6 protein-coding genes are annotated in these 6,252 nt (G+C 61.9%); 4 read left to right on the top strand and 2 right to left on the bottom strand.

The window, feature by feature from the left end; all coding sequences use genetic code 11:
* Positions 1-146: 146 nt before the first annotated feature.
* A complete protein-coding gene (locus tag ACODTO_RS14235) occupies positions 147-1,070 on the bottom strand; it encodes a zinc ABC transporter substrate-binding protein (RefSeq protein ID WP_489106604.1) in 924 nt (307 codons plus the stop codon).
* Positions 1,071-1,136: 66 nt separating this feature from the next.
* Here ACODTO_RS14235 and zur point away from each other — a divergent pair, with 66 nt between their 5' ends.
* Genes zur through ACODTO_RS14215 form a run of 4 tightly spaced genes read left to right on the top strand, consistent with a single transcriptional unit; the run spans position 1,137 to position 3,933 of the window.
* The gene (gene zur / locus ACODTO_RS14230) at positions 1,137-1,619 is read left to right on the top strand and encodes a zinc uptake transcriptional repressor Zur (protein ID WP_024778404.1); all 483 of its coding nucleotides are present in this window, start codon (positions 1,137-1,139) and stop codon (positions 1,617-1,619) included.
* Positions 1,619-2,401: a zinc ABC transporter ATP-binding protein ZnuC gene (gene znuC / locus ACODTO_RS14225; protein WP_041024685.1), complete on the top strand. Its 783-nt coding sequence runs from the start codon at positions 1,619-1,621 to the stop codon at positions 2,399-2,401. Before zur ends, znuC begins: the two co-directional genes overlap by 1 nt.
* The gene (znuB, locus tag ACODTO_RS14220; protein WP_139641449.1) at positions 2,394-3,182 is read left to right on the top strand and encodes a zinc ABC transporter permease subunit ZnuB; all 789 of its coding nucleotides are present in this window, start codon (positions 2,394-2,396) and stop codon (positions 3,180-3,182) included. The genes znuC and znuB overlap by 8 nt, the downstream gene beginning before the upstream one ends.
* Positions 3,183-3,219: 37 nt before the next feature.
* A complete protein-coding gene (locus ACODTO_RS14215) occupies positions 3,220-3,933 on the top strand; it encodes a PA5502 family lipoprotein (protein ID WP_139641446.1) in 714 nt (237 codons plus the stop codon).
* 132 nt (positions 3,934-4,065) lie between these two features.
* On the opposite strand, the gene katE is transcribed toward ACODTO_RS14215, so the two are convergent.
* The gene (gene katE / locus ACODTO_RS14210; RefSeq protein WP_489106603.1) at positions 4,066-6,204 is read right to left on the bottom strand and encodes a catalase HPII; all 2,139 of its coding nucleotides are present in this window, start codon (positions 6,202-6,204) and stop codon (positions 4,066-4,068) included.
* Between the last annotated feature and the right edge of the window lie 48 nt (positions 6,205-6,252).

Here is a 6,252-nt window from a genome sequence, read left to right as displayed (position 1 = left end):
TTACCCTGTGGGAGCAAGGCTTGCTTGTGTCTTACCCTGTGGGAGCAAGGCTTGCTTGTGTCTTACCCTGTGGGAGCAAGGCTTGCCTGTGTTTTACCCTGTGGGAGCAAGGCTTGCCCGCGATCGGGATCGTCGCCAATCAAGCGTTACAACGACTCCAGACACCCCGCCAAATCATTCCCCAGCTTTTCCAACAACTGCTCATACCCCTGCGCCGTCGCCGGGGTGTAGCCGCCCAGCGCATCCAGCTCCGCAAGCTTGACCGGCAACCCGGCCACCAGGGTTTCGGCCAGGCGCGGGCGCAGGGGCGGTTCGCTGAACACGCAGGTCTTGCCCACGGCCTGCAAGCGGGTGCGCATCGCCGCCACATGCTGGGCCCCGGGCTGGACCTCGGCGGCCACGGCGAACACCCCGGCGTGCTTGAGACCGTAGGTGTCTTCGAAATAATCGAACGCTTCGTGGAATACGAAGTAGGGCTTGCCCGCAATCCCGGCCAGACGAGACTTGAGGCGCGTGTCCAAGGCATCGAGCCGCTGGTTGAAGCCCTGGAGGTTGCTTTGATAACGCTCGGCATTGGCCGGGTCGGCAGCGCTCAGGTCTGCGGCCATTCTGGCGGCGATCACCCGAGCGTTGATCGGTGAAAGCCACAAATGGGCATCGATCGTGCCAGGACGATGGTCATGATCATGCTCGTCGCCATCCTCATCGGTATGGGATTGGCTGTCCTCGGTAAAATGCCGCAACTTGAGCCCCGGCAGGTCCTGTACCGCGACGGAAGGCAGCGTACGACCGTTCAACACCCTCGGCAGGAACCCTTCCATGTCCGGACCGATCCAGTACAGCAGGTCCACCGATTGCACCTTGCGTACATCGGATGGGCGCAAGGCGTAGTGATGAGGCGAAGCTCCGGGAGGCAGCAGCACCTCGGGAACGGCCACGCCGTCCTGCACCGCAGCGGCAATCAACTGCAGCGGCTTGATGCTGGTGAGGACCTTGACCTCGGCCTGGGCCGGACCGATCAACAGAAAAGTTGCGACAAAAGCGACAAAGAGCGAAAAAAATCGGGACACGATGACCACTCGAAGAGGCGAGAACGGGTAACATAATAACGTCTCTCACTGAACTCGTCGCTGCCCATGCCTATTACACCCCTCGCCAGTCGTCCCCACGATCACTCTCACTGCGTGCACAGCGCGCTGTCCGAGGCCGATGCCATCTGTGCACGGCAGGGGCTGCGCTTGACCGCCTTGCGGCGGCGCGTGCTGGAACTGGTCTGGCAAAGCCACAAGCCGTTGGGTGCCTACGACATCCTGGCGGTGCTCAGCGAGCAGGACGGCCGCCGCGCCGCGCCGCCGACGGTCTATCGGGCGCTGGACTTCCTGCTGGAAAACGGCCTGGTGCATCGCATTTCCTCCCTGAACGCCTTCGTCGGCTGCAACCACCCCGAACACGCCCATCAAGGCCAGTTCCTGATCTGCCGCGAATGCCACGCCGCCATCGAGCTGGAGCAGAAATCCATCAGCGATGCCATCGTTGCCAGCGCCAAGGAGGTCGGCTTCGTGGTCGACAGCCAGACCGTCGAAGTGGTCGGCCTCTGCTCCGGTTGCCAGGGGGCCTGATGAGCAATGCCTTGATCCGCCTCGAGCAGGTGGCCGTGACGTTCGCCGGACAGAACGTGCTGGACAACATCCACCTGAGCGTCGAGCCGGGGCAGATCGTCACCCTGATCGGCCCCAACGGCGCCGGCAAGACCACCCTGGTGCGCGCCGTGCTGGGTTTGCTCAAGCCGGACAGCGGCAGCGTCTGGCGCAAACCGAAGCTGCGGGTCGGCTACATGCCGCAAAAACTCCATGTAGACCCGACGCTGCCCCTGTCGGTCCTGCGTTTCCTGCGCCTGGTGCCTGGCGTGGATCGCGGGCGGGCCCTGGCGGCACTCAACGAAGTCGGCGCCGAACACGTGATCGACAGCCCGGTGCAAAGCATCTCCGGTGGTGAAATGCAGCGCGTGCTGCTGGCCCGTGCCTTGCTGCGCGAGCCTGAGCTGCTGGTGCTCGACGAGCCGGTACAGGGGGTCGACGTGGCGGGACAGGCCGAGCTGTACAGCTTGATCACCCGCCTGCGCGACCGTCACGGCTGCGGTGTGCTGATGGTTTCCCATGATCTTCACCTGGTCATGAGCACCACCGACCAAGTGGTCTGCCTCAATCGGCATGTCTGCTGTTCCGGCCATCCCGAGCAGGTCAGTGGCGACCCGGCGTTCGTCGAACTGTTCGGCAAGAACGCACCCAGCCTGGCGATTTATCACCACCACCATGACCACGCCCACGACCTGCACGGTTCGGTGGTCATCGGTGCACCTGTTACCCCCCATGTTCATGGAGATGGCTGCAAGCATGGCTGATTTTCTGTTGTACGCCCTGCTTGCAGGCCTGGCCCTCGCGCTGGTGGCCGGTCCCCTGGGCTCGTTCGTGGTCTGGCGGCGCATGGCCTATTTCGGCGATACCTTGTCCCACGCGGCATTGCTCGGTGTGGCGTTGGGGTTCTTGCTGGACGTCAGCCCAACGGTGGCGGTGACCGTCGGCTGCCTGTTGCTGGCGGTGGTGCTGGTGACCTTGCAACAGCGCCAGCCGCTGGCATCCGACACGCTGCTGGGCATCCTCGCGCCCAGTACCCTGTCCCTTGGCCTGGTAGTGCTGAGCTTCATGCGTGAAGTGCGGATCGACTTGATGGCCTACCTGTTCGGTGACCTGCTGGCCATCAGCCCGACGGACCTGGCCTGGATCCTGGGTGGCAGCGCAGCCGTCCTGCTATTGCTGGTAGCGCTCTGGCGCCCCTTGCTGGCCGTCACCGTCCACGAAGAACTGGCCCGGGTCGAAGGCCTGCCCGTGACGGGGCTGCGACTGGCGCTGATGCTGCTGATTGCGGTGGTCATTGCCGTGGCGATGAAAATCGTCGGTGTGTTGCTGATTACGTCATTGCTGATCATTCCAGCTGCCGCGGCACAGCGTCACGCCCGCTCGCCGGAGCAGATGGCCCTGGGCGCGAGCCTGCTGGGCATGCTTGCGGTGTGTGGCGGGCTGGCCTTGTCGTGGTTCAAGGACACCCCGGCCGGCCCGTCGATCGTGGTCAGCGCCGCGGCATTGTTTCTGCTGAGTTTTGTCCTGCCCCGCCGAGGGGTGTAGACTTGCTCGCTTTTTGCGCAAATAGAGAGTCGCAGGAATGAAGCCGTTCGCCTCCCGTTATCTGCTCCTTGTCGCATTTTCCTTGCTGCTGGGGGCTTGCACGAGTTCGCCGCCAGTGACCGAAGCGCCCGACACCCGGGGCCCGGCCATTGCGCAGCTGGAACAAAGCCTGGCCAGCAATGAGTTGGCCACCGCTGAAGATCAATTGGCCGCACTGCAGGCCCAGACGCCGAATGACCCGGCGCTGGAGCCCTATCAGCGGCAACTGGCCGAGGCGTATCTGCGCCGCAGCCAGATCGATCTGCAAAAAGGCGATGTAAACGCCGCCGCCACCGCCCTGAGCCGTGCTCGCGCCCTGATGCCCAAGGCCCCGGCTCTGACCGGTGAAGTCAACGGCGCGATCGCCGAGGCCCGTAAGGTCGAGCTGGATAAAGCCGAGGCCGCCCTCCAGGCTGCCGAAACCAAACCGGTCGCCAAGCTGATCGATCCGAGCGCCGAGAGCACCACGATTCAGCTCGACATCAACGATATCCAGCAAATGCGTAGGCAACTGGATGCCATTGCCGCCGATGTGGTGAATTTCCAGTGTGATGTCACAGTCCAGGCGCCGCGTACCAACGATTATCCATGGCTGGCGAACCTGCTGACCAAGCGGGTAAAAAAGCTGGATCCGGGGTTTGACCTGAAGCTTCGCAAACAGCTCCTGCGCAGCGTGCCGGCGCAGCTGGTGCTGACTCCGCGTAAATCTTAAAGGCATCGCGAGCAGGCTCGCTCCCACATTGGATGTGTTGTGAATACAAATTTTGTATCCGACACACACCTGTGGGAGCGAGCCTGCTCGCGATAGCGTCCTGACAGGCAACAAGCCCTTTTCAGACAATCATCAAGCCGGAATCCCTTTGGCCTTGGGCTCCCGCGCCCAAACCCGATGCTGAGCAATCGCCGCAAAGAAATCCGCGAACTTCCCGGCATCGGCATCCGGAATCAGCCCCGCGTCCGCCTCCAGTTTCAACAACGCCAACAATTGCCTGGCTTCACCGTTGAGGGCGATAGCCTTCAGGTGTTTGTAGGCTTCCAGCAGGTAATGCAGCGCAACGCCATCGGTACTCAAGGCCTGGATCGACTGCGCGCCGCCCGGCACGAACACTGCGTCAAACGCAATGGATGGCAAGCCTTCCATGGATGCATCCACCGCCAGCGTCTGCCCATCGGCGGTCGTGACCGGCGCGGAGGTCGGCCCGAGGACTTTTGCATGGGCACCCTCGGCCTCCAGCGCCTGCTTGAGCGCATCGATGATCGCCCCATCGACGCCGTTCGCCACCAGCACCGCGACTTTGCGTGTCTTGATATCTCCGGACAGCAAGTTCGCCTGGCTCAAGGCCGGGGATGTCTCCAGCGAAAGCGTCGGTACATCCACGGTGCCCGCAGTGGGCGCCGGCAATCCGAGGTTTTTCGCCACCCGTGCCGCCAGGTCCAAATCGATGTTGGCGAGAATCTCGTTAACCTGCCGCGCCCTGATGTACTCCCGCTCGACCTTGCCCAATTCGAAACTGTAGGCCGCGATGATGTGCTCCTGCTCATGGGCACTCATGCTTTTGTAGAACAGCCGCGCCTGGGAAAAATGGTCACCGAACGAGTCACTGCGCTGGCGGATCTTGTAGGCGTCGATACGCTCTGGATAGCTTTCAAAACCACCGTCTTGCGGACCGGGCGGGGTTTCCTTCGGCCAGCCACCGTCGATGGAGTTCGGCTCGTAGGAGGTCCGCCCCTTGTCGATGGTGGTGCGGTGCATGGCGTCACGCTGGCCGTTGTGTACAGGGGTGATCGCACGGTTGATCGGCAGCTCATGAAAATTCGGCCCACCGAGTCGGCTGATCTGCGTATCGGTATAGGAAAAGAGCCGGCCTTGCAGCAAAGGGTCGTTGGAAAAGTCGATACCCGGCACGATATGCCCGGGGCAGAAGGCGACTTGCTCGACTTCGGCGAAGAAGTTGTCCGGGTTGCGGTTCAGCACCATCTTGCCCAGCGGCGTGATGGGCACGAGTTCTTCGGGGATGATCTTGGTCGGGTCGAGCAGGTCGAAGTCGAATTCATGCTCGTCTTCCTCGGCGACGATCTGCACACCGAACTCCCATTCCGGGTAATCGCCCACCTCGATCGCTTCCCACAGATCGCGACGGTGGTAGTCCGTATCTTTACCGGCCAGCTTCTGGGCTTCGTCCCACACCAATGAACACGTACCGACCTTGGGTCGCCAATGGAACTTGACGAAACTGCTGCGGCCTTCGGCGTTGATCATACGAAAGGTATGGACGCCGAAGCCTTGCATGCTTCGCAAGCTCTTTGGAATGGCCCGGTCGGACATCGCCCAGATCACCATATGAGCCGACTCCGGCACCAGCGAGACAAAATCCCAGAAGGTGTCGTGGGCCGAACCGCCGGTAGGAATCTCGTTATGGGGTTCGGGTTTTACCGCGTGGACGAAGTCAGGAAACTTCACCGCATCCTGTATGAAAAAAACTGGCATGTTGTTGCCGACCAGATCGAAGTTGCCTTCGTCGGTGAAGAACTTCACGGCAAAGCCCCGCACGTCACGCACCGTGTCACCGGACCCCCGTGGCCCCTGCACGGTGGAAAAACGCACGAACACCGGAGTCTTCTTGCTCGGGTCCTGTAGGAAACCAGCCTTGGTCAGTGCCGAATGCGCTTCATAACTCTGAAAGTAACCATGGGCCCCGGTACCGCGGGCGTGAACGATGCGCTCAGGGATACGCTCATGGTCAAAATGCGTGATCTTTTCACGCATGATGAAATCTTCCAGCAGCGAAGGCCCACGGGCGCCGGCACGGAGGGTGTTCTGGTTGTCGGCGATCTTCACTCCCTGGTTGGTGCGCAATGCCTGCTCGGTGGCATCGGAGCGAAACGGCTCCAGGCTCTCAAGCTTGGCGTTGGTGTTGCCGCGATCCAGGGTGTCGGTCCCGGCCAGTTGGCTCTTGGCGGTTGCAGGCTGCTTGGTATTCATCAGACATAAACTCCTCGTTTCGATCCCTTTTCCAGACAGGGCTTGCGG

Source organism: Pseudomonas sp. FG13, assembly GCF_057809755.1.
This window is presented reverse-complemented; position numbering and strand designations above follow the sequence as displayed.